This window comes from Pseudomonas soli, assembly GCF_021283165.2.
GTDB classification, from domain to species: Bacteria; Pseudomonadota; Gammaproteobacteria; order Pseudomonadales; family Pseudomonadaceae; genus Aquipseudomonas; species Aquipseudomonas soli.
The window spans coordinates 567,406-592,371 of record NZ_CP128543.1; the positions used below are offsets into that span (position 1 = coordinate 567,406).

General features: G+C 65.6%; 22 protein-coding genes, 1 pseudogene and 1 riboswitch. Of the genes and pseudogenes, 15 read left to right on the forward strand and 8 right to left on the reverse strand.

Features of this window, described 5'->3' with window-relative positions; translation table 11 throughout:
* Positions 1–18: 18 nt before the first annotated feature.
* From ribBA to LU688_RS02585, 9 genes are all read left to right on the forward strand, one after another.
* On the forward strand, positions 19–1,110 hold the full coding sequence (ribBA, locus tag LU688_RS02545) for a bifunctional 3,4-dihydroxy-2-butanone-4-phosphate synthase/GTP cyclohydrolase II (RefSeq protein WP_038707258.1): 1,092 nt from the start codon (positions 19–21) through the stop codon (positions 1,108–1,110).
* 91 nt (positions 1,111–1,201) lie between these two features.
* Positions 1,202–1,678: a 6,7-dimethyl-8-ribityllumazine synthase gene (gene ribH, locus LU688_RS02550; protein ID WP_023631199.1), complete on the forward strand. Its 477-nt coding sequence runs from the start codon at positions 1,202–1,204 to the stop codon at positions 1,676–1,678.
* A complete protein-coding gene (gene nusB / locus LU688_RS02555) occupies positions 1,675–2,175 on the forward strand; it encodes a transcription antitermination factor NusB (protein WP_023631200.1) in 501 nt (166 codons plus the stop codon). The genes ribH and nusB overlap by 4 nt, the downstream gene beginning before the upstream one ends.
* Before the next feature lie 18 nt (positions 2,176–2,193).
* Positions 2,194–3,150 carry a thiamine-phosphate kinase gene (gene thiL, locus LU688_RS02560; protein ID WP_094012309.1) on the forward strand — a complete coding sequence of 319 codons (957 nt, stop codon included), beginning with the start codon at positions 2,194–2,196 and terminating at the stop codon, positions 3,148–3,150.
* The gene (locus LU688_RS02565; protein ID WP_023632630.1) at positions 3,147–3,650 is read left to right on the forward strand and encodes a phosphatidylglycerophosphatase A family protein; all 504 of its coding nucleotides are present in this window, start codon (positions 3,147–3,149) and stop codon (positions 3,648–3,650) included. Before thiL ends, LU688_RS02565 begins: the two co-directional genes overlap by 4 nt.
* A gap of 46 nt (positions 3,651–3,696) precedes the next feature.
* On the forward strand, positions 3,697–4,413 hold the full coding sequence (locus LU688_RS02570) for a substrate-binding periplasmic protein (RefSeq protein WP_371041539.1): 717 nt from the start codon (positions 3,697–3,699) through the stop codon (positions 4,411–4,413).
* Positions 4,414–4,562: 149 nt separating this feature from the next.
* Positions 4,563–5,180, forward strand: coding sequence for a GTP cyclohydrolase II (gene ribA, locus LU688_RS02575; RefSeq protein ID WP_023631163.1), 618 nt, complete (start codon positions 4,563–4,565; stop codon positions 5,178–5,180).
* Positions 5,177–5,596, forward strand: a complete 420-nt coding sequence (locus LU688_RS02580) for a hypothetical protein (protein WP_023631164.1) — start codon at positions 5,177–5,179, stop codon at positions 5,594–5,596. The genes ribA and LU688_RS02580 overlap by 4 nt, the downstream gene beginning before the upstream one ends.
* Positions 5,596–6,408: a cobalamin-binding protein gene (locus LU688_RS02585; RefSeq protein WP_094012307.1), complete on the forward strand. Its 813-nt coding sequence runs from the start codon at positions 5,596–5,598 to the stop codon at positions 6,406–6,408. Before LU688_RS02580 ends, LU688_RS02585 begins: the two co-directional genes overlap by 1 nt.
* Here the strand turns inward: LU688_RS02585 and LU688_RS02590 are convergent.
* From LU688_RS02590 to LU688_RS02605, 4 genes are all read right to left on the reverse strand, one after another.
* Positions 6,386–8,236 carry a TonB-dependent receptor domain-containing protein gene (locus LU688_RS02590; RefSeq protein ID WP_094012306.1) on the reverse strand — a complete coding sequence of 617 codons (1,851 nt, stop codon included), beginning with the start codon at positions 8,234–8,236 and terminating at the stop codon, positions 6,386–6,388. The genes LU688_RS02585 and LU688_RS02590 overlap by 23 nt on opposite strands.
* Positions 8,237–8,353: 117 nt before the next feature.
* The gene (dxs, locus tag LU688_RS02595; RefSeq protein WP_094012305.1) at positions 8,354–10,249 is read right to left on the reverse strand and encodes a 1-deoxy-D-xylulose-5-phosphate synthase; all 1,896 of its coding nucleotides are present in this window, start codon (positions 10,247–10,249) and stop codon (positions 8,354–8,356) included.
* Between the two features lie 134 nt (positions 10,250–10,383).
* Positions 10,384–11,271 carry a (2E,6E)-farnesyl diphosphate synthase gene (gene ispA / locus LU688_RS02600; protein WP_094012304.1) on the reverse strand — a complete coding sequence of 296 codons (888 nt, stop codon included), beginning with the start codon at positions 11,269–11,271 and terminating at the stop codon, positions 10,384–10,386.
* Positions 11,268–11,510: an exodeoxyribonuclease VII small subunit gene (locus LU688_RS02605; RefSeq protein WP_011531978.1), complete on the reverse strand. Its 243-nt coding sequence runs from the start codon at positions 11,508–11,510 to the stop codon at positions 11,268–11,270. Before LU688_RS02605 ends, ispA begins: the two co-directional genes overlap by 4 nt.
* 216 nt (positions 11,511–11,726) lie before the next feature.
* Between LU688_RS02605 and LU688_RS02610 the strand changes: the two genes are divergently transcribed.
* From LU688_RS02610 to LU688_RS02620, 3 genes are read left to right on the forward strand one after another with little or no spacing between them, the layout of a single operon-like run.
* Complete coding sequence (locus LU688_RS02610; protein WP_232888214.1) at positions 11,727–13,142, forward strand: MBOAT family O-acyltransferase; 1,416 nt, start codon at positions 11,727–11,729, stop codon at positions 13,140–13,142.
* Complete coding sequence (locus LU688_RS02615; RefSeq protein ID WP_232888215.1) at positions 13,129–14,292, forward strand: SGNH/GDSL hydrolase family protein; 1,164 nt, start codon at positions 13,129–13,131, stop codon at positions 14,290–14,292. The genes LU688_RS02610 and LU688_RS02615 overlap by 14 nt, the downstream gene beginning before the upstream one ends.
* Before the next feature lies 1 nt (position 14,293).
* Positions 14,294–15,487, forward strand: a complete 1,194-nt coding sequence (locus LU688_RS02620; protein ID WP_094012303.1) for an SGNH/GDSL hydrolase family protein — start codon at positions 14,294–14,296, stop codon at positions 15,485–15,487.
* Between the two features lie 88 nt (positions 15,488–15,575).
* On the opposite strand, the gene ribB is transcribed toward LU688_RS02620, so the two are convergent.
* Both ribB and rtcR read right to left on the reverse strand, forming a co-directional pair.
* Positions 15,576–16,226: a 3,4-dihydroxy-2-butanone-4-phosphate synthase gene (ribB, locus tag LU688_RS02625; protein WP_094012302.1), complete on the reverse strand. Its 651-nt coding sequence runs from the start codon at positions 16,224–16,226 to the stop codon at positions 15,576–15,578.
* 80 nt (positions 16,227–16,306) lie between these two features.
* Positions 16,307–16,448, reverse strand: a riboswitch (FMN riboswitch).
* 36 nt (positions 16,449–16,484) lie between these two features.
* Positions 16,485–18,068 (reverse strand): RNA repair transcriptional activator RtcR, encoded by a 1,584-nt coding sequence (rtcR, locus tag LU688_RS02630; protein WP_094012301.1) that lies wholly within the window; start codon positions 18,066–18,068, stop codon positions 16,485–16,487.
* A gap of 1,225 nt (positions 18,069–19,293) precedes the next feature.
* Between rtcR and LU688_RS02635 the strand changes: the two are divergent.
* The 3 genes and pseudogenes from LU688_RS02635 to LU688_RS02645 all read left to right on the forward strand — a co-directional run.
* Positions 19,294–20,202: pseudogene (locus tag LU688_RS02635) on the forward strand (slipin family protein); the annotation flags it as partial.
* Positions 20,203–20,241: 39 nt separating this feature from the next.
* Positions 20,242–21,447 (forward strand): RtcB family protein, encoded by a 1,206-nt coding sequence (locus tag LU688_RS02640; RefSeq protein ID WP_038707268.1) that lies wholly within the window; start codon positions 20,242–20,244, stop codon positions 21,445–21,447.
* A gap of 216 nt (positions 21,448–21,663) precedes the next feature.
* Complete coding sequence (locus tag LU688_RS02645) at positions 21,664–23,118, forward strand: hypothetical protein (protein ID WP_094012300.1); 1,455 nt, start codon at positions 21,664–21,666, stop codon at positions 23,116–23,118.
* Positions 23,119–23,439: 321 nt separating this feature from the next.
* On the opposite strand, the gene LU688_RS02650 is transcribed toward LU688_RS02645, so the two are convergent.
* Positions 23,440–24,369 carry a FecR domain-containing protein gene (locus LU688_RS02650; RefSeq protein WP_094012299.1) on the reverse strand — a complete coding sequence of 310 codons (930 nt, stop codon included), beginning with the start codon at positions 24,367–24,369 and terminating at the stop codon, positions 23,440–23,442.
* On the reverse strand, positions 24,362–24,901 hold the full coding sequence (locus tag LU688_RS02655) for a sigma-70 family RNA polymerase sigma factor (RefSeq protein ID WP_023629462.1): 540 nt from the start codon (positions 24,899–24,901) through the stop codon (positions 24,362–24,364). Before LU688_RS02655 ends, LU688_RS02650 begins: the two co-directional genes overlap by 8 nt.
* Positions 24,902–24,966: the final 65 nt, after the last annotated feature.

Consider the following 24,966-nt stretch of genomic DNA (forward strand, 5'->3'; position numbering starts at 1 on the left):
TTGAGAAGGGGGTGCCGCGTGGCGCTCAACAGCATCGAAGAACTGGTCGAAGACATCCGCCAGGGCAAAATGGTCATCCTCATGGATGACGAAGACCGCGAGAACGAAGGCGACATCATCATGGCGGCCGAGTGCTGCCTGCCCGAGCACATCAATTTCATGGCCAAGCACGCCCGCGGCCTGATCTGCATGCCGATGACCCGCGAGCGCTGCGAAACCCTGAAGCTGCCGCTGATGGCGCCGCGCAACGGTTCGGGCTTCGGCACCAAGTTCACCGTGTCGATCGAAGCCGCCGAAGGCGTCACCACCGGCATCTCCGCCGCCGACCGCGCCCGCACCGTGCAGGCCGCCGCGGCCAAGGACGCCAAGGCCGAAGACATCGTCAGCCCTGGGCATATCTTCCCGCTGATGGCCCAGCCCGGCGGCACACTGGCCCGCGCCGGCCATACCGAGGCCGCCTGCGACCTGGCGCGCATGGCCGGTTTCGAGCCGAGCGGAGTGATCTGCGAGGTGATGAACGACGACGGCACCATGTCGCGCCGCGCCGAGCTGGAAGTGTTCGCTGCCGAGCATGGCTTGAAGATCGGCACCATCGCCGACCTGATCCACTACCGCATGATCCACGAGCGCACCGTGCAGCGCGTTTCCGAGCAGCCGATCGAGAGCGAGCTGGGCGAATTCAACCTGGTCACCTACCGTGACGCGGTGGAAGGCGACGTGCACATGGCCCTGACACTGGGCAAGATCTGCGCCGAAGAGCCGACGCTGGTGCGGGTGCACAACATGGACCCGCTGCGCGACCTCCTGCTGGTCAAGCAGCCGGGGCGCTGGAGCCTGCGCGCGGCCATGGCCGCGGTGGCCGAGGCCGGCAGCGGCGTGGTCCTGCTGCTGGGCCACCCGCTGGACGGCGACGTGCTGCTGGCGCACATCCGCGAAAGCGCGGGCGATGCGCAGCCCAAGGCACCCACCACCTACAGCACCGTCGGTGCCGGTTCGCAGATCCTGCGCGACCTCGGTGTGCGCAAGATGCGCCTGATGAGTTCGCCGATGAAGTTCAATGCGATATCCGGATTCGATCTGGAAGTTGTAGAATACGTGCCCTCCGAGTGACTTGAGGCGGCCTGATCGCCCCTAAGCTCGAGTCAAAACCCTCCCGAGGCCGCCACAGCGCGGCCTCGCTCTTGAAGATGAGAACTCCGGAATGACCCTGAAGACCATCGAAGGTACCTTCATCGCCCCCAAAGGTCGCTATGCTTTGGTGGTTGGCCGCTTCAACAGCTTCGTCGTCGAAAGCCTGGTAAGCGGTGCAGTCGATGCCCTGGTACGCCACGGCGTCAGCGAAAGCGACATCACCATCATCCGTGCCCCGGGCGCGTTCGAAATCCCGCTGGTGGCACAGAAAGTCGCCCAGCAGGGCGCTTATGACGCGATCGTCGCCCTGGGCGCGGTGATCCGTGGCGGTACCCCGCACTTCGAATACGTGGCGGGCGAGTGCACCAAGGGCCTGGCCCAGGTGTCCATGGAGTTCGGTGTTCCGGTGGCCTTCGGCGTACTGACCGTCGACTCCATCGAACAGGCCATCGAGCGTTCCGGCACCAAGGCCGGCAACAAAGGTGCCGAAGCTGCCCTGTCCGCTCTGGAAATGGTCAGCCTGCTGGCGCAGTTGGAGGCCAAGTGATTAGCGACGAAAGCGATCGTTTCAACCCGCGCGATCCAAAACCCGCGGATGCCGGCAAGCCCTCGAAGAGCGCCAAGCGTCGCGAAGCCCGCAAGCTCGCCACGCAAGCGCTCTACCAGTGGCACATGGCCAAGCATTCGCTGAACGAGGTCGAAGCGCAGTTCCGGGTCGACAACGATTTCACCGATATCGACGGCGCCTACTTCCGCGAGATCCTGCACGGGGTCCCAGCGAAGAAGGCCGAGATCGACGAGGCGCTCAAGCCTTGCCTGGACACGCCACTGGAAGAGCTCGACCCGGTCGAACTGGCCGTGCTGCGCCTGTCCACCTGGGAGTTCATGATGCGCGTCGACGTACCGTACCGCGTGGTCATCAACGAAGGTGTGGAACTGGCGAAAGTCTTCGGTGCCACCGACGGGCACAAGTTCGTCAACGGCGTGCTCGACAAGCTGGCTCCGCGTCTGCGTGAGGCGGAAGTCAAGGCGAACAAGCGCTGATCGCGGCGCTGACCAGCCATGGGTGAGTTCGAGCTGATCCGTCACTACTTCGCCGCCGCGCCCTGTGCGCAGGGCGGCGTGGGTGTGGCCCTGGGGATCGGCGACGACTGTGCCCTGCTGGACCTGCCTGCCGGCGAGCAGCTGGCGATCTCCACCGACACGCTCGTGGCCGGTGTGCATTTCCCCGCAGTCTGCGACCCGTTGCTGCTCGGCCAGCGCGCGCTGGCCGTGGCGGTCAGTGACCTGGCGGCCATGGGCGCCACGGCCATCGGCTTCACCCTTGCCCTCACCTTGCCCCAGGTCGGCGCGCAATGGCTTGCCGGCTTTGCCGACGGGCTCGGCCGCATGGCCGCGCGCTGCGCTATCAGCCTGATTGGTGGCGATACTACACGCGGCCCGTTGAGCATTACCGTGACCGTGTTCGGCCGGGTGCCGACCGGCCAGGCGCTGCGCCGTAGCGGCGCGCAGCCGGGCGACCTGCTGTGTGTTGGTGGTTTCCTTGGTAATGCGGCAGGGGCCTTGCCGTTGGTGCTGGGCGAACGCGAGGCGGCAGCCGATGTGGCCGGGCCATTGCTCGAGCATTACTGGTCGCCCGTGCCGCAACTGCAACTGGGCGAGCGCTTGCGCGGCCTGGCCACGGCGGCGCTGGATATTTCCGATGGCCTGCTGGCGGACTGCGGGCATATCGCCAAGGCGTCCGGCGTGGCGCTGCAGGTGAACCTGGCGCAGGTCCCCGTGTCTGCTCCTTTACAGGCTTTCCTCGGTCGAGAAGCGGCCTTGCATGCAGCGCTCACTGGTGGTGACGACTACGTGCTGGCGTTCACCGTGCCGGAAAGTGCACTGACGACCCTGGCCCGCGAGGTGCACGTCATCGGTCGTGTATTGGAAGGCCAGGGCGTGACCTTGCGTGACCCGCAAGGCCAGGACATCACCCCCGTGCAACGGGGCTATCAACATTTCAGGGAGACACCGTGACCGACCACCCCAACCAGGTGCCTGCGGAGTTCGTTCCGCCTTCGGTCTGGCGCAACCCGTGGCACTTCATCGCCTTCGGCTTCGGCTCGGGCACCCTGCCCAAGGCACCGGGGACCTGGGGTTCGCTGGTGGCGCTGCCGTTCATCCCGCTGTGGCAGATGCTGCCCGACTGGGGCTATTGGCTGTTGCTGGGCATCAGCATGCTGTTCGGCGTGTGGTTGTGCGGCAAGGTGGCCAACGACTTGCGCGTGCACGACCATGAGGGCATTGTCTGGGACGAGATCGTCGGCATGTGGATCACCCTGTGGCTGGTGCCGGAAGGTTGGCAGTGGCTGCTGGCGGGGTTCCTGATGTTCCGCTTCTTCGACATCCTCAAGCCGTGGCCGATCCGCTGGGTCGACCGCCATGTGCATGGGGGGTTCGGGATAATGCTCGACGATATCCTGGCCGGCGTGTTCGCCTGGCTGGGCATGCAGGTTCTGGTGTGGGCGGTGGCCTGATACAGGGAGCGTTGCGATGGGCCTGAAGGCTGTGGTGCTGGCATCGATGCTGTTGGTCACGGGGCCGGGTGCGATGGCCCAGGAGGCGCCGGCGCAGGTGCGTCTGGTCAGCGAGGCGTGGGTCGACTACACCAATGCCGATGGCACCGGGCTGGCCTGGGACGTGTTGCGCAAGGTGTTCGAGCCGGCCGGGGTCAAGGTCGTGGTCAAGAGCGCGCCCTACAGCCGCGCCGTCGGGCTGGTGAAGCGCGGCGAGGCGGATGCCTGGGTCGGCTCCTACAAGGAAGAGAACGCCGACAACCTGTATCCGCAGTGGTACTTCGACCAGGACCATATCTATGCCCTGGGCCTGGTCGACAAGCCGGTGCCAACGCTCGAGACCATCGGCCAGTACCGGCTGGCCTGGGTGCGCGGGTACGACTATGCCAGCTATCTGCCCGAGGTCCACAACTTCCGCGAGATCCAGCGTCGCGAGGGCATCCTGCCGATGCTCGAGCATGACCGGGTCGACTTCTACATCGATGCGCTCGCCGAGGTCGACTATGTGCTTGGCCAGGCGCCCGATGCCACGCGCTTTCGCCGCACCCACGTCGCCGAGCTGCCGTTGTACCTGGCCTTCACCCACAGTGAACAGGGCAAGGTCCTGCGCGACCTGTTCGACCGGCGCATGGAGCAACTGGTGCGCAGCGGCGAGCTGAAGCCGATCTTCGAGCGCTGGAAGCAGCCTTACCCGTTTACGGTTGATCACCTGCCTCATCAGTAAGTACCCGCAGTCTGCTCCCGCAGGGGCCGGTGTGGGGCCATATGCATCTAACTTTTCGATCTTAAGCCACGATATTCCTCCTGCGCACCTGCGCCGGGCTGCTGATACAATCGGCCGATCTGAAAAAACCTACTGCCCAGGAGCACAACGTGCCCGTCGTCTTTGTTGCCGCCTCGAAACTCCCGACTCCCTTTGCGACCTTCACCATGCATGGCTTCCTCGACGAAGCCACTGGCCGCGAGCACGTGGTGCTCAGCCTGGGTGATATCGCCGACGGCGAGCCGGTGCTGGGGCGTCTGCACTCCGAATGCCTGACCGGCGATGCGCTGTTCAGCCAGCGTTGCGACTGCGGCTCGCAGCTGGAGGCTGCATTGCAGGCCATCGCCCGTGAAGGCCGTGGCGTACTGCTGTACCTGCGCCAGGAAGGCCGTGGCATCGGCCTGCTGAACAAGATCCGCGCCTACGAGCTGCAGGACGGCGGTGCCGATACCGTCGAGGCCAACGAGCGCCTGGGCTTCGCCGCTGATCAGCGTGACTACGCCATGTGCCTGCCGATGCTCGAGCACCTGGGCGTGAAGTCGCTGCGTCTGATGACCAACAACCCGCGCAAGGTAAAGGCCCTGACCGACATGAGCATCAAGGTCGCCGAGCGCGTGCCGCTGCACACTGGCCACAACCCGCACAACCGCCTGTACCTGGCCACCAAGGCCGACAAGCTCGGCCACATGATGGGCAACAAGCACCAGGGCGAGGTGCCCCAGGCGTGACGCGCACAGAGGTGAAGCGGCGGCTGGCGCTGGCCTGGTGGCAGTACCTGGCCGTGGGATTGCTGCCGCTGCCGGTGATGGCCTGGGCCTTCGGTGGCGGCGAGGCGCTGATCCCGGTGTTGGCCATGCCGCTGTTCATCGCCGGTGCCGCCAGCATGTTCCTCAGCCTGCCGCGCTTCAGCGCGTACAAGCGGGCGTTGATCGCCACCGACAAGGCGCTGGGCAGCGCCGAAGAGCCGGCCGCCTGGATCGAGCTGGCGCGGGTGCGCCGCCTGGCCATGCTGTTCGCCTGCTTCCCGGCCTGGGTTGCCGCGCTGTCGGTGCTGGTCGGGCTGGAGGCAGTGCCGCAGATTCTCCTCGCCCTGTCCACCGTGGTGCTGCTGTACCTCTATCGCATCCCGCGCCAGCTCGGTTGATGCGGGCGCTGCTCGCCGGTTTTTCGCTGTTGTGCCTCGGTGCTTTGGCCGAGGCTGCGCCGCGGGTAGTCAGCCTGGCGCCATCGATGACCGAGATCGTTCTGGAACTGGACGCCGGCGAGTTGCTGGTCGGTGTGCTCGATGGCGGCGAGCGTCCGCCGGCGCTGGCCCGGTTGCCTTCCGTCGGCCGTCATGGCCAGCTCGACATGGAGCGTCTGTTAAGCCTCGAGCCCGACCTCTTGCTGCTGTGGCCCGGCAGCGTGCCTCCGGCCCAGCGCGACCAGCTCAGGCGCCTGGGCATCGCCACGTTCAGCGGCGAGCCCGGCAACCTCGACCAGTTGATCGACCAGATCGAAGCCATCGCCCAACGTATTGGCCGTGACCAGCAAGGCCGCGCCTATGCCGCCAGCCTGCGTGAGCGGTTGCAGGGGCTGCGTGACCGCTACCGGCGGGAGGCGCCGCTACGGGTGTTTTACCAGGTCTGGGACAAGCCGCTGTACACCTTGGGTGGCCGCCAGGTGGTCAGCGACGCCTTGCGTGTGTGTGGGGCACGCAATGTGTTCGACGACCTGGCCCAGCCCGCCCCGCAGGTCAGCGTGGAGTCGGTGCTGCTGCGCGACCCCGAGGTGATCCTGGCGGGCGATGAGGCGCAACTGGCGAGTTGGCGCAACTGGCCGCGGCTGAGCGCGGTGAAGGGCGAGCGCTTACTGGTGGTGCCGGACAAAGGCCTGGAGCGGCCCAGCGGGCAGATGATCGAGGCGACTGCTCGGCTGTGCGCGTTGCTCGATGCTAAAGCGCCGGTGTCCAGGTAAGGCTCAACAGCCAGGTGCGTCCTTCTTCGCGGTAGCCGTAGTCATTGCCCTGGTAGTTGTAGAGGTTGCGGCTGTAACGCTTGTCCAGCAGGTTGTCGAGCTTCAAGTCGAGCCTCAGCTCGCGAGTGGCAGCCCAGCCACCGCGAACGCCCAGCAGCCCGTAGCCGCCGATGGGGGCGTTGTTGGTTTCGTCGTTGTAGCTGCTGCTCACGGCCTGCCAGCTGGCGCCAACATTGAAGCGGTCGTATTGACGGTCGATATCCAGGCTCAGCGTACGCCGCGCGCGCCGGGACAACGTGTGGCCACTCTTCCGGTCACGCGGGTCGATCAATGCCAGGCCCAACGTCGATGTCCAGGCCCCCCATTGCTGGTCCAGCGCCATCTCGAAGCCGTTGATACGGGCCTGGGCAACGTTGCCCATGGTATTGGCATCTGCGTCGTAGCTGATGGCGTCTCGCAAGTCGGTGCGATAGAGCGAGGTCTCCAGGCGGCTGCTGTCGGTCAGTTGACTGCGCCATTGCACCTCATAGGATTTCGAGTGTTCCGGCTTGAGATCGGGGTTGCTGAAGCCGGGGTAGTACAGGTCGTTGAACGTGGGGGCGCGGAACCCCTCGCTGTAGGAAAACAGCAAGTCATTACGGGCGTTCAATGGCAGGGTCAGGCTGCCGCTCCAGGTGGTCTGGCCGCCGAACTGCTGGTTCTCGTCGTGGCGTACGCCCAGTTCGGTCGAGAAGTGCTCGTTGTGGAAGCGATGCTGGGCGAACACTGCGCGGTTCCAGCGGCTGTCCTCATTGAAATCGGTACTCGAATGCACCCGGTCCTCGTACCACTCGCCACCCAGTAGCACGCTGTTGTCGTCATCGATGGTCAGATCGTTCTGCCAGGTGACTTGGTCGCGGTAGGTGTTGAATGGCGAGCTTTGGTGCGTGAGCTTGTCGCGGCTGTCGTCGCGGTTCTCGCTGTGGGCCATCTCCAGTCGGGAATGCCACAGATCGGTAAGTTGGGCATCGAAGTAACTGCCCAGGCTGCTGACGGCGAAGTTCGAGTAGGGCACTTGCGGGCTGCTACCACGAGGTTCGTCGAACTCACGACGCCCACGGCTGTCGAGCAGGTTCAGGCCCGCTTCGAAGCGCTCGTTGAAGCTGTGGCTCAAGCTCAGGTTCAGCGAGCGGTTGCGATAGGCGTCATGGTCGCCATCGCTGGCATACGACGGCCCGGTCGAATCGATGCCGGCCGTCTCGTCCAGGCTGGCGCCGAGGTTGAAGCGGGTCGCGCCATCGCCACCGGACAGGCCCAGGCTGCGCTGCCAGGTCTGGTTGCTGCCGGCCGCCAGGCGCAGGCGCGGTTGCAGGCCCTGGCCCTCGCCACGCCGGGTGAAGATCTGGATCACCCCGCCGATGGCGTCGCTGCCGTAAATCGCCGAGCGCGAACCGCGCAGCACTTCCACCCGTTCGATCTGGTCGATGCCGAGAAACTGCAGGCCGCTGTCGCCGGATGTGGCGTTGGCGATGCGCACGCCATCAACCAGCACCAGGGTCTGGGCGGCCTTGGTGCCGCGCACGAAGATGCCCGGCAGACTGCCGCGACCGCCGGTGGGCGCGACCTGCACGCCGGGCACGCGGGCGAGCAGATCGGTGACGCTGCTGGGTTGCAGGCGGTCGATGTCGGCACGGGTGAACACCGTATTGGCCGCACTGGTGGCGGTACGCGACTCGACCTGGCGATTGGCGCTGATCAGCACGTCGGGAAGCTTCAGGGCGTTGTCGCGTTCAGCGGCCATTAGCGGGAGGGGCAGGCAGAGCAGGGTGGTGAGGCTTGGGAGTTTCATGGCTAGTTCCAGCGCAATCGCCGGCAAGCCGGCTCCCACAAGGGACTGCGATCCCTGTGGGAGCCGGCTTGTCGTGGCGACGAACCGCGGCGATGGGCCGCAAAGCGGTCCCAGGGATTACAGGCCGAGCTTGGCCATTCGGGCTTTGACGGAGGCTTCGATCCCTGCCACATCGAGCCCGCACTCGGCCAGCATCTGCGCAGGCTTGGCATGCTCGACATAGATATCCGGCAGGCCCAGGTGCAGCAGCGGCTTGACCACCGCTTCGCGGGCGAGGAACTCGCCCACCGCTGCGCCGGCGCCACCCATGATGGCATTCTCTTCGATGGTCACCAGCAACTCATGGTTGGCGGCCATTTCCAGCACCAGCGCCTCGTCCAGAGGCTTGACGAAACGCATGTCGACCACGGTGGCATCGATCTGCTCGGCTACCTGCAGGGCTTCGGCCAGCTGTACGCCGAACACCAGCAGGGCGACCTTGCCACCCTGGCGGCGGACCACGCCCTTGCCGATCTCCAGTGGCTCCAGGTCGCCGCTGATCGGCGCGTTGGGGCCGGTGCCGCGTGGATAACGCACGGCGGCCGGGCCCTTGTAGTGGTGGCCGGTGCTGAGCATCTTGCGCAGCTCGTTCTCGTCGCTAGGGGTCATCACCAGCATGCCGGGGATGCAGCGCAGATAGGACAGGTCGTAGGCACCGGCGTGGGTCGGGCCGTCCTCGCCGACCAGGCCGGCGCGGTCGATGGCAAACAGCACATCGAGGTCCTGCACCGCCACGTCATGGATCAGCTGGTCATAGGCGCGCTGCAGGAAGGTCGAGTAGATCGCCACCACCGGCTTGGCACCCTCGCAGGCCATGCCCGCGGCCAGGGTGACCGCGTGCTGCTCGGCGATGGCGACGTCGAAGTAGCGCTCCGGGTAGCGTTCGCTGAAGTCGATCAGGTCCGAGCCTTCCTTCATCGCCGGGGTGATGCCCACCAGGCGATTGTCGGCGGCGGCCATGTCGCACAGCCACTGGCCGAACACCGAGGCGTATTTCGGGCCGCTGGCCTTCTTCGGCGCGACCGGCTTGTCGGCCGGCTCCAGCTTGGTGATGGCGTGGTAGCCGATCGGGTCGACCTCGGCCGGGGCGAAGCCCTTGCCCTTCTTGGTCACCACGTGAAGGAACTGCGGGCCCTTGAGGTCGCGCATGTTGCGCAGGGTGGCGATCAGGGTCGGCAGGTCGTGGCCGTCGATCGGGCCGATGTAGTTCCAGCCCAGCTCCTCGAACAGCGTGCCCGGCACCAGCATGCCCTTGGCGTACTCTTCGGTGCGGCGGGCGATTTCCCAGGCACCGGGCAGGCGCGACAGCACTTTCTTGCTGCCTTCGCGCATGCTCGCGTAGGTGCGGCTGGAAAGGATCTTGGCCAGGTAGTTGGACAGGCCGCCGACATTGCGCGAAATCGACATGTCGTTGTCGTTGAGGATCACCAGCATGTCGGCGTTGACTTCCTGGGCGTGGTTCAGCGCCTCGAAGGCCATGCCGGCGGTCAGCGCGCCGTCGCCGATCACCGCGATCGACTTGCGCGGGTCGTTCTGCAGGCGGGCGGCGATGGCCATGCCCAGCGCGGCGCTGATCGAGGTGCTGGAGTGGCCGACGCCGAAGGTGTCGTACTCGCTCTCGCTGCGGCGCGGGAAGGCGGCGATGCCGTCTTTCTGGCGCAGGCTGAGCATTCGCTCGCGCCGGCCGGTGAGGATCTTGTGCGGGTAGGCCTGGTGGCCGACGTCCCACACCAGCCGGTCATCCGGGGTGTCGAAGACGTAGTGCAGGGCGATCGTCAGCTCGATGACGCCCAGGCCCGCACCAAAATGCCCACCGGTCTGCCCAACGGTATAGAGCAGGTCCTGGCGCAGCTCGTCGGCCAGGGTCTCCAGGTCGGCTTCGGCCAGCCGGCGCAGGCCGGCGGGCGTGTCGGCGCGGTCCAGCAACGGCGTGACCGGGCGTTCGCGGGGGATCTCTTGAAACGTCGTGGGCATCAGGCGAGTCGTTATAGGTGTGAAGACGCGGCAGTTTACCCCATTGTAGGAAAAGCTGCCCATTCAGTCGGGTGTGGTGAAGGTGTCGTTGATCAACGTGGGAGCGGCGGTGCGCCAATGCTCCCACGGGTGCCTCAGTGGCGGCGCTCGACGATGTAGCGAGCCAGCGCCCGCAGTGGCTCGGCATTGTCGCCAAAGCCTGCCAGCGCGGCCAGCGCCTGGTCGCGCAGCTCCAAGGCATAGGCTTTGGCCGCCTCCATCCCGAGCAGCGCTGGGTAGGTTGGCTTGTCGCGGGCGATATCGGCCCCCTGGCGCTTGCCCAGGGTGGCGGTGTCGCTCTCCACGTCGAGGATATCGTCCTGCACCTGGAACGCCAGACCAATGGCCTGTGCATAAGTCTGCAGCAAATCGAGTTGGACCTGCCCGGCGCGGGCGCTGGCCAGGGCGCCGAGGCGCACGCTGGCTTCGATCAGCGCGCCGGTCTTGTGCCGGTGCATGTACTCCAGGGCTTTTTGGTCGAGCTTCAGGCCCACCGAGCCGAGGTCGATGGCCTGGCCGCCGACCATGCCCGCGGGGCCGGCCGCCTTGGCCAGGGCCTGGACCATCTGCAGGCGGATGGCGTCTGGCTGCGGGCTCAGGCGCGGGTCGAGCAAGGCGTTGAAGGCCAGGCTTTGCAAACCGTCGCCGGCGAGGATTGCGCAGGCTTCGTCGAAGGCCTTGTGAGTGGTGGGCTGGCCGCGGCGCAGGTCGTCGTCGTCCATGGCCGGCAGGTCGTCGTGTACCAGCGAGTAGGCGTGGATCAGCTCCACTGCGCAGGCAGCGCCGTTGGCCTGCTCCGCCGGCACGCCGAAGGCCTCGCAGGCGGCGTAGGCCAGCAGCGGGCGCACGCGCTTGCCGCCGTTCATCACGCTGTAGCGCATGGCCGCGTAGAGGCGCTCGAGCTCCTTGGAGGGGGCTTGGAACAAGGGTTCCAGGGCCGCGTCGACCCGAGCCTGGGCACTTGCCTGGTACTGGGCGATCATGCCTCGGGCTCCGCGTCGAACGGCTGCGCGGCCAGCTCGCCGTCACGCTCCAGGAGGATCTGCACCTTCTGCTCGGCCTGGGCCAGGGCGCCCTGGCAATCGCGGGTCAGGGCAATGCCTTGCTCGAAGGCGGCCAGCGACTCTTCCAGCGACAGTTCGCCGTTCTCCAAGCGCTCGACCAGGGCTTGCAGGTCGGCGAGGGATTGTTCGAAATCGATGGAGGCTTTTTTGCGGGCCATGGCGACAGTCTCGGTGGTGTCCAGAACGGCGCGACACTAGCAGAGCGGGGCAGGGGGAGCAAATTGCAGGGGGAGTTCGTCGCATTTTGTTGCACTTGTCCCCAGCGGCCCGTCTTGCAATCTGCGGAGCAATCGAATTGTGGGGGTGGCGGCCCTCTGCCATAATCCGCGCGCTCTGGCCCGCGGGCCAGCGGCTTCCCTCCCCGACGTCATGTAATGGACTACGTTGTGAGCTTCCTCTCGATCGAATTCGGCCTCTGTTTCACGCTGTTCTTCCTGCTTTATTGGAGCCTGTGCTGGAGTGTCCGGCTGCAGAACCTGCTGCTGCTGACGGCCAGCTATGGCCTGGTAGCCAGTTTCAGTCTGCAGTCGCTCTACATCCTGCTGGGCTACAGCGTGTTGGTGTACTTGCTCGGCCTGCTGGCGGGGCGCTACCCCGGGCGCTGGTTCAGCCGCGTGCTGCTGTTGACGCTGGTGCTGGGCTGTTTCTACCTGTTCAAGTACCAGGCGTTCTTCGTCGAAGGCGCGCAGGCCGCGCTGGCCACCGCCGGGTTCGACGTGGCGCTGCCGCTGCTGGAAGTGCTGGTGCCGATCGGGCTGTCGTTCTATACCTTCCATTCGGTCAGCTACCTGGTGTCGATCAACCGGCGCGAGCTGGCGCCGTCGGCGCCGCTGGACCTGGCCTTATACCTGGCGTTCTTCCCCAGCCTGGTGGCCGGGCCGGTCAACCGCGCCCTGCACATGCTGCCGCAGATCCGCCCGCCAGCCATGCGCCAGGTGCTGGAGCCGCAGCGGGCACTGGGGTTGATCGCGATGGCGGTGGTCAAGCTGTTCTTCCTCAGTGCCTGGCTGGGCAGCGAGTGGGTGGACCCGGTGTTCGACACCCCGGGCAGCGCCACCCCCGAGCAGGTGCTGCTGAGCGTGTACGGCTACAGCCTGCTGATCTACTTCAACTTCAGCGGCTACACCAACCTGGTCACCGGCATCGCCCTGTTGCTGGGGTTCCGTCTGCCGGACAACTTCGACGCGCCATATGCCGCGCACAACCTCAAGGAATTCTGGGGGCGCTGGCATATCAGCCTGTCACGCTTCATCCGCGACTACGTCTATATCCCGCTGGGCGGTAACCGCCAGGGGGTATGGCGCGGCAACCTGAACATGCTGCTGGCGATGCTGGTGTCCGGGCTGTGGCACGGGGCGAGCGTGAATTTCATCATCTGGGGCGCGCTGCACGGCGTGGGCCTGGCCATCTCCAAGCTGTTCAGCCAGTGGTGCCCGGGGTTTGCCCGCCTGCCGGGATCGGGCTTGCTGGCGCGGTTGATGACCTTCCACTACGTGGCGTTCGCCTGGATCTTCTTCCGCAGCCCGACGCTGGAGGGCGCGCTGGAGATGCTCGGTGACATCGCCCAACTGAGCCTGGCGGGCCTGAACAGTGCCACGGGCCTGATACTGCTGGCCTGCGTGCTGTTCGTGGCCAGTTATCCACAATGGCTGGTGCTGCTGCGCCAGAGCGGCGCGGCCTTCCAGCGCCTGCCGTGGCAGCTGTACCCGATCCCGCTCGGGGTCGGCGTGTCGCTGGTGATTTTCGCTTCGCAGTCGGGCGTGCCGGGGTTCATCTATGCAAGCTTCTGATAGCAAACAGCTGTTCCAGGTGCAGATGGGCGCCGCCCGTGGCCTGTACGCGATCGTGGTCACAACCGCGCTGTTGTTCTGGCTGAACCAGGATTCGATCAAGCTCTACTGCCAGCAGAAGTACCACCAGAGCTGCGAAATCCCGCTGCTGGGCCAGATGCCGGCCTGGCGCACGGGCGCGCAACTGACGGCACTGCTCGAGGCGCGCCGCGACGACCTGCTCGAGCGCCTGCAGCCAGCGCCGCAGGTGGTCGAAGCGCCGCTGCCCGAGGTGCTGCCCGCACCGATACCGGTGGTCACGGTCGACCTGCAGACCCCGGCGGCACTGGCCAAGCCGCTGCCGCACGGTGCGGCACACACGCCGGCGCCGGCTACTGTGCCCGCGCCCGTCGCTGTCGCCCAGCCCGTCGCGGCAGTGCCGGCGTCAGCGCCAATGCCAGCGGCAACTCCGGCACCAGTCCCGGCGCCGGCATTGCTGCAACCCGGCACCGTGGCCTCCCTGGCCGCCGGTGACGAGGTGTTCCTGGTCGGCGATTCGCTGATGCAGGGCGTTGCCCCGCACCTGGCCAACAGCTTGCGCAAGCGCTACCAGATCCGCACCGTCAACCTCAGCAAGCAGAGCACCGGCCTTGCCTACCCGGGCTTCTTCAACTGGCCGAAGACCGTGGCCGAGACCCTCGACCACGAACCGAACGTGCGCCTGATGGTGGTGTTCCTCGGCCCCAACGACCCGTGGGACATGCCTCAGGGCAAGGGCAAGCCGTTCCTGCGCTTCAAGTCGCCGGAATGGGAGGTGGCCTATCGCGCGCGGATCGATTCGATCCTCGAACAGGCCCGCTCGCATAACGTGCAGGTTATCTGGGTCGGGCCGCCGAACATGGAGAAGGCGCGGCTGTCCACCGCCATGGGCTACCTCAGCGGGCTCTATCAGGAGCAGACCGCGCTGTACGGCCAGCACTACGTGTCGGCCAACCCGATCCTCGGCTACGCCGACGCCAGCTTCTCGTACACGGTGCAGACCGCGCAGGGCAAGCGGGTGAAGGTGCGGGTCGACGACGGCATTCATTTCACCATCACAGGCCAGAAGATGATCGCCGAACAGGTACTGTCGCTGATCAGCTTCCCTGGCCTGACCGTAACAGGACATTGAGATGCGCCAATGGCATCACCTGCTGGGCCTGGCCCTGCTGATCAGCGCCGCGCCGGGTTGCAGCACCGGCGCCAACAGCGTGAGCGCCCAGCCCGCGGCGCGGCCCACCGCCACGCCCGTCACTCGCCAGGACGGCAACGTCGCCCTGCTCGCGAGCAAGCTGCGCAATGCCAGGCGTGCCCCGGTCGGCATCGTCCAGCTGGGTGACTCGCATACCGCCGCCGACCTGTTTAGCGGCGAACTGCGCAAGCTGTTACAGGCGCGCTACGGCGATGGCGGCATCGGCCTGGTGCCAGCCTCGCCGGTGCCGGGGATTCGCAACGACCGGGTGATCATCAAGAGCGAGAAGCGCCAGTGGGAGCTGGTGTCGGCGCGCAACCAGCAGAGCCAGCAGTTTCCCCTGGGTGGCTACCTGTCGCTGCCGCAGGCCAACCGCTCCAGCGTGATGCTGCAGGCGCGTGACGAGGACCGCCAGCGCTACAAGGTCTCGGCGCTGTACCAGTCCAGCGGGACTGCCAGCCTGCTGGTCAATGGCGGCCAGCGTCGGGTGCTGCCGGCCAGCAATGGCCAGTGGCGCTTCAGCCCGGCGTTCGCCAATGTCGGCCTGCCGGTGCACCTGACGATGGAGGGTGGCCGTGGCGTCGCCTTGGGTGGCTGGTACCTGCAGGGGCAGAAGAATGCCGGTGTGACCTATTCGACGCTGGGCATCAACGGCGCGCGCCTGGAGGTGGTGGACAAGTGGCAGGCGGGTTGGCGCGACAGCCTCAAGGCCGTGCGGCCGGACCTGGTGATCCTGGCCTACGGCACCAATGAGGCGTTCGACGACAAGCTCGACCTGGCGCTGTACCAGACGCAGTTGGAGGCGACCCTCACGGGCTTGCGCAAGGACCTGCCGCAGACGGCGATCCTGCTGGTCGGCCCACCGGACTCGATCAAGCAGCGCAAGGCGCGCAGTTGCGCGGCGCGCCAGCCGCAACCGCTGGCCTCGGTGATCCGTATCCAGAAGCAGATGGCGCGCAAGCACAAGGCGCTGTTCTGGGATTGGCAGGGGTTCATGGGCGGGCCGTGCTCGATCGCCGGCTGGCAGGCGCAGGGGCTGGCGCGGCCTGATCTTGTCCATCTGACAGCCGATGGCTATCGCAAGAGTGCGGCGGGCTTGTATGAGTTTCTGAAGGGACCGTTGGGGTTGCGTTGAGGCCTGGCCTGATCGCGGGGCAAGCCCGCTCCCACGAAGCACCTTGGTACTTGGCGTGGGAGCGGGCTTGCCCCGCGATGCCTTTGGATCAGGCCGGCTCGGCCTCCAGCTCAACCATCGCCTCGCGATAGCGCGCCAGCTCCTCGATGGTTAGCACCGGCAGGTTGTACTGCCGCGCATACACCGCCACCTGTTCGCCGCGGGCCATGCTGCCATCGGGGTTCATCAACTCGCACAGCACCGCCGCCGGGCGCAGGCCGGCCAGGCGGGCCAGGTCCACCGAGCCTTCGGTGTGGCCGCGACGGATCAGCACGCCGCCGTCACGGGCGCGCAGCGGGAATACATGGCCGGGGCTGACGATGTGGCGCTGTTGCGCGGTGGAGCGCAGCGCGGCTTCGATCGTGGTGATGCGGTCCTGCGCCGACACGCCGGTGCTGACGCCCTCGGCGGCTTCGATGGTGACGGTGAAGCCGGTGCCGTGGCGGGCCTGGTTGTTCTGCACCATCGGCGCCAGCTGCAGGGCGTCGACGGTGGCTTCGTCCAGGCACAGGCAGACGATGCCGCTGCAATCGCGGATCATCATGGCCATGGTCTGCAGCGACAGGTTCTCGGCGGCAGCGACGATGTCGGCTTCGTCCTCGCGGTCGTCGTCGTCGAGCAGCAGCACCGGGCGCCCGGCCTGGAAGGCGGCGATGGCGGCACTGACGTTGGGGAATTGCTTGTTAAGCGGGGTGGACATGAAACGCTCCTCGTGAATGATCGATGAACGTCTCGGGGCGAACAAAATGCGCGCGCAAGGGCGCCTGGGCGGCCCCTGCCAAACGCCTTCTTTCATCCGGACTATGACCGTCGGCCCTGGAATCTCACCAGATCTGCTGACCCCCGGCATGGCCGGGGCGCTCGCGGGCTCATCTTTCGATTTACCGCCGGTGGGGACTTTCACCCCGCCCTGAAGACCGGGCAAGCATACCCCACGGTGGCGGACTGCTGGCAAGCCCTACGACTTTAGTTGCTGCCAGTCGAGTCCGAACCGCGCCAGGTACTTGCGCAGGCGGTCGGCGTCGTTGGGGTTGGCCTTCTCCTGCCGCGACACCGCGAACAGCTGGCGCCCGGCCTCGGACAGGCTAGGGGTGCGGCGGCACACATCGATCACCGCCTGCAGTTGCACCTGGTCGAACAGGTCCAGTTCGCGGCCGTCCAGCAGCGGCTCGGTTGCCGATTCCAGGCCCCAGGCATAGCGCAGCCGTTCGATCTCTTCCTCGACCAGTGCCTCGTCGATGCGCCCGCTGTCGGCCAGGGTCGCCATGCGCGTGATCGATGCCGACAGCTCGCGGAAGTTGCCGGCCCAGCGTGCTTCGCTGGCGTGGGCAAAGGCCAGGTAGCGGCGCTTGGCTTCGAGGTTGAAGCGCACCTGGCGGCCTTGCTCACGGGCGTGGCGCTGCAGCTCGAAATCCAGGTTCGGCTCGATGTCTTCGCGCCGCTGGGCCAGGCCCGGCAGGGCGAAGGTCCACAGGTTGATGCGGGCGAACAGATCTTCGCGGAACGAGCCGTCGGCGACCTTGGCGCGCAGGTCGCGGTGGGTGCCGGCGATCAGTTGGAAGTCGCTTTCCACCTCACGGTCGGCGCCCAGCGGGAAGAAGCGCTTTTCTTCGATGGCCTTGAGCAGCATGGCCTGTTCGTCGGCGCCCAGCTCACCTATTTCGTCGAGGAACAGCATGCCGCCGTCGGCGGCGCGCAGCAGGCCGTCGCGGGCGTTCTGCGCGCCGGTGAAGGCGCCTTTGGCGTGGCCGAACAGGGTCGACATGGCGCCGTCACCGCGCAGGGTGGCGCAGTTCACCTCGATGAAGCGACCGCCCAACTGGTGACGACCGCGCTTGAGCTCATGGACGCGCCGGGCCAGGAACGACTTGCCGGCGCCGGTCGGGCCGACCAGCAGCATCGGCGCCTTCGAGCGCAGGGCGACCCGTTCGATCTGCTCGATGGTGCGGTTGAAATCCGGGTTGCGCGTGGCGATGCCTGACTTGAGCAGCGACTGCCCCTCGACCTGTTCGCGGCGAAAGCGCGAGGCGATCGGGTCGTAGCGCGACAGGTCGAGGTCGATCAGCGTGGCGATGCCGGCCGGGTCGCTGTTTTCGTCGTGCTTGCGCGAGGGCGAGGTCTGCACCAGGCGCGCCGGCAGGTAGCGCGCCTCGGTGAGCAGGAACCAGCAAATCTGCGCGACGTGGGTACCGGTGGTGATATGCACCAGGTAGTCCTCGTGCTCGGTGTCGAAGCTGTAGCCGCTGGCGAAGTCGTGCAGGGCGCCGTAGACCTCCTCGAAATCCCACGGGTTGCGCAGCGCCAGCGGGTGCAGGCGCACCTCGGTGCCGGGCGAGACCTGCTGGATGTCGGCGCGGATGCGCTCGGCCAGGCCGAGGTCGCGTGCGTCGGGGCCGTGGATAAGTTCCAGGCGGTCCAGGGGCAGGTCGGATTGCTGGCACAGGCCGATGGTTGGCCGCCACCTGTTCCAGCGCGCCGCACCCTTGCCGTTGCGGTCGAGGGTGGTGCCGAGAAAACCGATGGCAACGAGGGGCTTGGTCATCCGTGATTATCCAAAAAGATAAATATGTATCTCAGGATATACGAAAAGTGAAATAGGTATGACACGTTGCAATGTGCAGCTTAACGCGCAATAAAAAATAAATGCTTATAAATCAGATAATTAAAAGATTTTTCAAGAACGAATGAAAACCTGGCACGCCGCTCGCTATATCCCTCTCGACCGCATCGCCAGGCAGGCCCTCGGGACAGGGGAACCCCCCGCCGGTGCACGTACCCACCTTCAGGTGTCGGTGTCGTGCATGCCGCCGCCGCAACGACCGGTCATTGCTGCGCTGGGCCCCTGGAAAGGCCGGCGCAGACGCTCGCCGGGCAAAGCCCCGGCACTACCCTCCTAAGGTAGCTGTAACCGCAACACCCGCCGGGTGGGCACAGGCAACGCAAGCAGGGCCAGGACGGCCCGTCACTGCGAAGGACGCCTGGCCCGCCGCTGGCCCACCCGGCTCGCCGGCCGGGCCTGGCGCAACGATGGTGGCCGCTGGAGCAATGCTCCCGGCCCCGGACTCCGCCAGGCTTCGCTCGCGACGCCCGATGGGTTGGCGACCCCGGCAACCAAGGACATTGAACAAAGGATGAGCAAGATGAACATGTTGAAGCGCTTTGTAGTGAAGAAGAACGAACACGGCCTGTTGCTGAACGATGGCGATTTCGAGGCGATCCTCGAGCCGGGCCAGTACAAGCGTTTCGATTGGCAGGGGCGGCTGACGCTGAAGACCTGCCCCCAGGATTCCCCGCTGCACGACTATCCCCTCGAGCGCTATCTGCGCCAACATGAGCCGGCGTTGGTCGAGCAGTATTTCCTTACCCTGGACATGGCCGAAAACGAAGTGGGCCTGCGTTTCGAGGATGGTCAGTTGAAGGAACTGTTGGCAACTGACAGCCGCCGCCTGCAATGGAAAGGTCAGACCCGGCAGAGCCTGACGCGGATCGATCTGGCCCAGGGGCGGCGCCTGGACGCCGAGCTGCTGGCACGCCTGAACAAGCCGGGAATCGCCGGCATGGACAACGTGCTGCTGGTGACGGTGCCGACCTTCAGCGTCGGTGTGCTGCGCATCGATGGTGTCGTGGTCGACCTGCTGCTGGCCGGGCAGCATGGATTCTGGCGCTGCGGCGCCCAGGTAGTGGTGGACACGGTGGATACGCGTCGCCCTGTTTCGGACGTCAACGTCCGGGAGTTGCTCGCCCGTGGCATGGACCAGCACCTGGTGTGCATGGACCTGAGCGAGCATGAGGTCGGGCTGCGCTTCGAGGACGGCAAGCTGGTCGAAGTGCTGCCGCCGGACAGCCGCCGTGCCTACTGGAAAGACCAGGCCAGGCACGAGCTGCAACGTCTCGACCTGACCCATGGCCAGTGCCTGGACGCCGAGTTGGTGACCCGCCTGAATCGCCCGGGTATCGCCGGCATGGACCATGTGCTGCTGGCGCTGGTGCCGGCCTTCCATGTCGGCGTGCTGAAGATCGACGGCGTGGTGGCCGGGGTGCTCGAGCCCGGACAGCATGGCTACTGGCGTTGCGGCAGCCAGGTAGCGGTGGAGAAGGTCGACACCCGCCTGCAGGCACTGGAGGTGAGCGGCCAGGAGATTCTCACCCGCGACAAGGTCAACCTGCGCCTGAGTCTGGTGGCCAACTGGCGTTATACCGACGTGCTCGGTGCCCATGGGCAGATGAGCAAGCCGGTTGAGCACCTGTACCGCGAGCTGCAGTTCGGCCTGCGTGCGGCGGTGGGCACCCGGACCCTCGATGAGCTGTTGGAGAACAAACAACTGATCGACGACAGCGTTACCGAGCACCTGCAGGCGCAGTTGCCGGGCAGTGGCTTGGAAGTAGGTAGCCTCGGGCTGCGCGACATCATCCTGCCGGGCGAAATGAAAACCCTGCTGGCGCAGGTGGTGGAGGCAGAGAAGGCAGCCCAGGCCAACGTGATCCGGCGGCGTGAGGAAACCCAGGCGACCCGCTCGCTGCTCAACACTGCCAAGGTGATGGAAGGCAACCCGACGGCCCTGCGCCTGAAAGAGCTGGAAACCCTGGAGCGGGTGGCCGAGCGCATCGACCGGATTTCGGTGTTCGGTGGCCTGGATCAGGTATTGAATGGCATGGTCAGCCTCAAGGCGGGTTGACCCTGTGCGACACGACGTAACGCAACAAGGAACAAGGTAATGAACATACTCGAAGTGGCGGGCGGCAAGCCGATCAAGCTGTGGACCGACGGTGTGCCGGTCGAGGACGACGCCCGCAAGCAACTGATGAACACGGCGAAGATGCCGTTCATCTTCAAGCACCTGGCGGTGATGCCGGACGTGCACCTGGGCAAGGGCTCGACCATCGGCAGCGTGATCCCCACCGTGGGCGCGATCATCCCGGCGGCGGTGGGCGTGGACATCGGCTGCGGCATGATCGCCGCGCGTACCTCGCTGCATGCCCGTGACCTGCCGGACAACTTGCATGGCCTTCGTACAGCCATCGAGAAGGCCGTGCCCCATGGCAAGACCTTCGGCCGTCGCGACCAGGGGGCCTGGGACAACGTGCCGAACCAGGCCGACCAGGTCTGGAGCGGCCTGGCCGGGCGCTTCAAGGCAATCACCGACAAGCATCCGCGCCTGGAGAAGACCAACAACCGCCAACACCTGGGGACACTGGGCGGCGGCAACCACTTCATCGAGGTCTGCCTGGACGAGGCCGACCGCGTCTGGTTCATGCTGCACAGCGGCTCGCGTGGCGTCGGCAACGCAATCGGCAACCTGTTCATCGAACTGGCGCAGGCCGACATGCGTCAGCACATGGTCAACCTGCCGGACCGTGACCTGGCGTATTTCGAGGAAGGCAGCCGGCACTTCGCCGACTATGTCGAGGCGGTGGAGTGGGCGCAGGACTTCGCCCGGCACAACCGCGAACTGATGATGCAGGCGGTGGTCGCCGCCACCCGCAAGGTGCTGGGCAAAGCGTTCGAGGCCAGCCTCGAGGCGGTCAACTGCCACCACAACTATGTGCAGAAAGAGCAGCACTTCGGCCGCGAGGTACTGGTGACCCGCAAGGGCGCGGTGTCGGCGCAGAAGGGCCAGCTGGGCATCATCCCTGGCTCCATGGGCGCGAAGAGTTTCATTGTGCGTGGGTTGGGCAACGAGGAATCGTTCTGCTCGTGCAGCCATGGTGCGGGGCGGGTGATGAGCCGCACCAAGGCCAAGAGCCGTTTTACGGTCGAAGACCAGCAGCGCGCCACTGCCCACGTGGAGTGCCGCAAGGACAAGGATGTGATCGACGAGATCCCGATGGCCTACAAGGATATCGATGCAGTGATGCAGGCCCAGCGTGAGTTGGTCGAAGTGGTGCACACCCTGCGGCAGGTGGTGTGTGTGAAAGGTTGAAGCGGGCGACTGGGCTGCTCTGGAGCAGCTGTTCGAGTGCTCGACCGAGTGTCACAGGCGTATTGCCGACTCAAACGGATTGCGGTATTCATGATGGCGCTTTGATATCTATTTGCTTTCCGGTCAGCCGTTCACGGCCCGACCGTGCCACTCGAACCCCAGCAGTTCACGATTTTCCGCACCCACCCGGTTGATTGAAGTGACACAGGAGTCGTCATGCAGGCAGCGAAAGAGCTCGATCAGGTCACCAACGTGAGTTTCCTCTTTGGCATTGCCAAAGTGCAGGCCGAGGCGCCCCCGGACTATGCCCGTCAACACCTGCTGCGTTACCTCGCACAGTATGGCGAGCAGGACGTGGATGAAGAGCGTCTGCAGCAGATGACCAGGCTGATGTCCGCTATCCCGCTCACCTCGGCCGATACCTTGCCGACGTTGCGCGATTCGGTGCTCAGGCAGCATGCCGCGCGTACTGCCTGTATCCGCCAGGCTGTGGAGCGTCAAACGCCATTGCTGGAAGGCGAAACCTTGCAGGAGGAGAGCTTTGCGTTTCTCGGCAAACCGTACAACGGCTGTCGTGTCCGTTCGGTGGCACTGTTGCGCACTACCAACTACGGGCAGCTGGTGTACCTGTTCAAGGATGTGGTGGTGGGGCAGGATGGCCAGCTGCTGTTCATCGAGGCAGTTGGCCAGGTGAACTCTCCAGCAGCGGATCTGGAACTGAGCTCGACGGATGTCGTTGCAGCGGCATTCGGTGAGCTCGGTGGCAAGCTTGCCTCGTCACTGGCCTCCGCTGTTGGTGGTGCAATTGGCAAGGCACTGTTCGAACAGGCCTTTCCGCCAGGCGTGCCGAGCTACTTCGACCAGGTCTATGTTGAGCTCAAAAGGATTGTCGGTGGTGAATTGCAGCAAAGCCTGATCGATAGCATCGACGGCTCGATCAAGAGCATCCAGCAGCACCTGGAGACCGAATACCTGCCGGCCAAGGAATCACTCGATCTCACGCTGCCGGAAGATCGCCAGCAATTGTACGCGCTTTTGCAGAAGTACGAGACCACTTACCTCTCGGGCCCGGGGGGAATGCTGGGCACGCTGATGAACGAGAAGTACGCCAAGCTCGGTTTCGGCGTGTTCCTGATTGCTGCCGGTGTACAACTTGCGTTGTTCCAGGAGATGGCTTTTGTCGATCCGAAGGGCCTGGGACGCGATGGCACGCTACGCAGCCCGCTGCAGTCCAGTTATGGCCAGCCTGGGACCGGCACAGTTGCCAGGGCCGCGAAGATGTACGCCGATTTCGCCGCCGAGCTGTGGCAGCGGATCATCAAGGACCGTGAAGCGAAGATCAGCCATGATGTGCGCGATATGTGCGCCCCGGGGGATACCGGGGGTACCAGCTGCCACCGCTATGGGTGGCTCGACGATGAACTCGAGCGTAACGTGCTGCTGCCGTGCACCCGGAAAACCAAGGTTACGCTGTACCGCGTCTGCGATGGTGACAAGAGTGGCAAGAATCCCAACCTCGACTTCATGAACGAGCGTTTCGCGAATTACCCGGTGGAGCGTGTAGAGGCGCTGCGCAAGTCGTTGGGTGTGCCGGAAACCATCATCGAGCATTGGAGAAGCCTCATCGAGACGCCGGTCCGGCCAGCGTCCGAGCCCGCTCGCCAGGCCTGATGCGTGAGGCGCGGGCCAAGTGATTGGCCGGCGCCTGCGGGCGGCCCTTGCTGTACATCCCTTCCACCACCCTATGCAGCGAGGCTGCCAGCATCGGGCCGTGTCCCAGCCTCGGGAAGCGTTCATAGCGAGCCTGCGCCAGTGTGCCGGCGAGGCTCTGCCACTATCGTCGGCCGGTGAGGAAAAGCTTGGGGGCATGGGATTGCCTTGATGAGAATTCATTGCAATACGAACACTCCGATTGGCGGCGGTGCCGGGGCAATAGCCAGGTGCTGGCATTTCTTCGCGTTACACGGTATCTGCTGGGGGGCTTGCGGGATGTCAGCGGCTGATGAATATCCCGCCGGCCTCGCTGCGGGTACGCAGCTTATGGCTCTGGGCCAACATGGCCAGGGCCAGGGGCAGGTCATCGATCGGGAAACTGCCCGAAACCCGCAACTTGGCCAACGCCGGGTCGCAGACCAGGCGCTGGTCGCTGTAGCGCATCAGTTCCTGGGTCCATTGCAACAACGGCATCTCGTCGATTATCAGCAGGCCATTGCGCCAGGCCAGCTGGGCGTCGCGTGCATCCTCCAGTGGATCGAATCGATCACGGCTGAAGCGCAGCTGCGAGCCTGCCTGGACGATGACACCGCCGGCGGCTTCGGGCTGGACCTGTACGGCGCCTTCGTACACCGCGAGCAGGGTCTCCTGGGGAAACTGGCGCACGCTGAAGCGGGTGCCCAACGCCTGCATGAGGCCTTGCCCGGTCCGCACCCGCAAAGGCCGCGACGGGTCCGCCGCAGTGACGATGTATATCTCGCCCCGGCGCAAGTGCAGCAGGCGCTGCTCGGCCGTGAAGCGCACCCTCAGCTCGCTGTGGCTGTTGAGGGAAACCTGGGTGCCGTCGGCCAGCAGCACATCCCGGCGTTCGCCCAAGGCGGTCAAGTACTCGGTGCCACCTTCATTGCGCCGCCATGCCCACCAGCCCAGTGGTGCCGCGCCCAGCAACACCAGCAGGCTGCGCAGCACGGTGCGCCGGCTGCTGTCGGGGCGCACCAGCGTCTGTCGGGCCAGGGTGGGAGGCAGGGTGCCGAGGCGGGTGAGCAGGCGCTGTGCCCGGTTCCAGGCACGTTCGTGCTCGGCGTCGCGGTATCGCCAGTGCTCCAGTTCGAGCTGTTGTGCCGGCGTCAGCGGCCCTTCCTGCATCAACAGCAGCCAGGCGGCGGCCTGGGCGAGAATGGCCTGGGCGATGGGGGGCTGGTCACTCATCGGGCATCTGGCTCAGGCAGGCGACGTAGCCCTCGTGAATATATTTCTTCACCGTCGGCAAGGCGATGTTCAGTGCCTGGGCGATGTCTTTCTGCTTCATGCCGTCCAGTGTTGCCATCAGGAAGGCTTGCCTGACCCGTGGCCGCAGGCTGTCGAGCACGGCATCGATCTCGTGCAGGGTCTCGAGAATCACGCTCTGCTGCTCGGGCGCCGGATGTTCGACTTCGGGCACCAACGCCAGGGCCTCGAGCCAGGCCTGCTCAAGGGAATGCCGCCGACGCCAGCTGACCAGGACGCAATTGGCGATACGGGCCAGGTAGGCACGTGGCTGGCGCAGGGTATCGGGCTGGGTGGTGTCCCGGCTGGCCAGCACGCGCACGAAAATGTCCTGGGCCAGGTCATCGGCCACGCCACGCCCCCAGGAGCGCAAGCGATACGCCAGCCAGCCGCGCAACCAGGCGTGGTGCTCGACGTACAGCGCGGTCACGGCGCAGTGCTGGATGTGCCGTGGTGGGTTCTTGAAGAGGGTCATGGGCAGCGGGGTCAAGGGCGTAAATGCAAACAATTATCACTAGATTTGGCTAAATCACAAGATCA